The sequence below is a fragment of the Oligella sp. HMSC05A10 genome, from assembly GCF_001808335.1.
GTDB lineage: Bacteria > Pseudomonadota > Gammaproteobacteria > Burkholderiales > Burkholderiaceae_B > Oligella > Oligella urethralis.
This window is the reverse complement of record NZ_KV792959.1, coordinates 1-2,213: the sequence shown is the minus strand read 5'-3', so window position 1 is coordinate 2,213 and position 2,213 is coordinate 1. Positions and strand designations below refer to the sequence as shown.

The 2,213-nt window shown below is 46.8% G+C and carries 2 protein-coding genes; both read right to left on the bottom strand.

The window, feature by feature from the left end:
- Positions 1 to 298: 298 nt before the first annotated feature.
- Positions 299 to 1,075, bottom strand: a complete 777-nt coding sequence (gene istB, locus HMPREF3144_RS10470) for an IS21-like element helper ATPase IstB (protein ID WP_036561311.1) — start codon at positions 1,073 to 1,075, stop codon at positions 299 to 301.
- Complete coding sequence (gene istA / locus HMPREF3144_RS10465; RefSeq protein WP_070477831.1) at positions 1,059 to 2,093, bottom strand: IS21 family transposase; 1,035 nt, start codon at positions 2,091 to 2,093, stop codon at positions 1,059 to 1,061. The genes istB and istA overlap by 17 nt, the downstream gene beginning before the upstream one ends.
- Between the last annotated feature and the right edge of the window lie 120 nt (positions 2,094 to 2,213).

Here is a 2,213-nt window from a genome sequence, read left to right as displayed (position 1 = left end):
CATTTGTTTTCTTTTATAAGAGAGTTTTTGTTTTGTTTCTTCTGACTGTAGTGACTTTTTATTTTGGAAGGGCTTCTCTTCCTTATTGGAGTGAGACAGAAGATGATGATGAAGATTAAAGTTTTTACGGTAGTAGTTTAAGCTTTAAGAAGTTCATTGCCAATACAATAAATATACCGATAAAGCCTATGATATAAAAGTGAAGTCACCACAAGCTTTGGTGCTACTGTCAACGGCAATTGAATTTTGACCCCCTTTAGAGGAAGATCGGCAATATAAATTTGACCCCCTCTACGAATTAAATTGATACTTTGGTTGATATAAAACCAACCTTTCTTTTATCTTTCAATCGATAGCTCTCACCGCTCATTTGAACGACATGGCAATGATGTAGTAGCCTATCCAGCATGGCAGCTGTCAACGAGGTATCACCGGCGAAGGTATCCGCCCATTGACTAAAGGGTAAGTTGCTGGTTAACAACAGGCTACCTTTCTCATAGCGTTTAGCAACGACATTAAAGAACAAATTCGCCTCCTCTCGCCCAAACGGCAAGTATCCTATCTCATCGATAACTAAGAGCTTAGGCGCCATCACTACGCGGTTCATGTAGCTCTTTAATTTACCCTGACGATACGCAGCCATCAGTTGCAGCATCAAATCCGCCGCTGTCATAAAACGCACCTTTAGCTGACTCATAATTGCTTTATATGCTAAACCAATGGCTAGGTGCGTCTTGCCCACCCCGCTTGGGCCAAGCAAGACAACGTTCTCCTGACGAGTAATGAAGGTTAGGGAGCTGAGCTCGGTAACCTTCGTCTTAGACACACCACTGGCAAACGCAAAATCATACTCCTCCACTGTTTTAATGCTCGGTAGCCCGGCAAATTTAAGCAATGTTGTTTGGGAACGTACCCCTTTAGCCTTTAGCTCTTCCATCAACAGCTGCTCCACAAAGTCAGCGTAGCTGCCCTCGGATTGGAGGTTACGTTCAGACACCTGAGGCCACGCCTCATTTATGGCATATAAGCCTAATTGCCGACATAAATCGGCAATGCGTTCAGACTGTAAGTTCATGACCGTCTCCTAACAGCGCATCATAGATGGACAGCGGGTGTTGCAGGCTCTCAATCGGCACCGGTACCTGATTCGACGTGTGTGAGATTGCCGAATTGCCGCTTCTTATCGGCAACGGCAATAACGCTTCACGTTCCTTGATTAGTCGTTGGTTGGGGATCGCTTGGGTCGTGCCATGGACTCGGGCATTGGCGACACTCCGCAGCCAATGACCAATATACCCATTGGCGGTCTGCACATCCAGTGCTAACCCATCGGCTCGCAATTGCGCTCGTAACGGTACCACGAAACTACTCTTCAGGTAGCGGTTAAAGCGTTCCACTTTACCTTTAGTCTTAGCCCGGTAGGGACGACATAGTCGAGGACGAAAGCCATAGTCCTTTGCTAATGACAGTAGCTCCGGATGCCACCGGTGCAATCCGTCACCATACGCATCTCGCTCAATGACAATCGCCTTGGCGTTGTCAAAGAGTACCTCCTTAGGCACACCCCCAAAGAAGTCAAAACATTGACGTAAGCCATTCAACCACGCCTCACTGCGCTCGTTATCGAAGAAATAGACATAGCTGGCTCGAGAGTAGCCTAGCGTAGCAACAAAGGCCTTTAGCGGCTCTCCTCGACGTCGAATGATGGTGAAATCAACTTGCAGTTGCTCACCCGGTGCCGTCTCGAAACGCACCAAAGGTTCTGCCGGAACGCTTGGTTTAAACTGCGCCACGTAATCACTCACCATGCGTATCTTACCGGGATATCCCCGTTCAACAATCTCTCGATAAAGTACCGCCGCAGGAATCCACTCCGGGCTCGCATGACGAATTCTCTCTTGAATGTAAGCTTTATATGGATCAAGCTTCGTCGGTCGGGCCGCACGAGGAGTGTATTGCCGCACCGTTGAATCCGCTTTTAAGTATTTCTTTACGGTATTGCGTGCAACGCCCATCTCTCGGCTAATTGATTTGATAGAACGCCCCTGTTTATTTAACACTTTTATGGTCACAACCATCTCCTGAGTTAACATATGCGGCTCGAAAAAACCGCTAGTTTATAAACTAGGGGGTCAAAATTCAATTGCCGACAGGGGTCATTTTTACATTGCCGTTAACACTACAACCAGGGGCTTCAATCAATAACAGTATTA